Below are 257 nucleotides of genomic sequence, written 5' to 3'. Positions count from 1 at the left end.
CGAGCATCCGGTACGGATAGCCGCACGTCTGGGACAGCAGCAGGTCGTTGCGGCGCCACAGCGCATTCAGATCGTCGAACGGCTCGCCGGGCAGCGCGACGTCGACCGGCCCGCCGGCGCGCGCGAACGCATCGAGCGCGTCACGCAGCAACGCGCGCCACAGCGCGCCGTGGCGCGGCGTCACGTTGTACATCGGCAGTGCGGCGATCCATTGGTTCATGCGCGCATTCTACGCAGCGGCGCTGCACCGCGGGAAG

General features: G+C 70.4%; 1 pseudogene. It reads right to left on the bottom strand.

Annotated features, from left to right (window positions below):
- Positions 1-220: pseudogene (locus tag SB751_RS32605) on the bottom strand (phosphate ABC transporter substrate-binding protein); the annotation flags it as partial.
- Positions 221-257 lie beyond the last annotated feature (37 nt).

The sequence above is a fragment of the Cupriavidus sp. SIMBA_020 genome (assembly GCF_046535395.1).
Taxonomy (GTDB): domain Bacteria; phylum Pseudomonadota; class Gammaproteobacteria; order Burkholderiales; family Burkholderiaceae; genus Cupriavidus; species Cupriavidus campinensis.
This window is presented reverse-complemented; position numbering and strand designations above follow the sequence as displayed.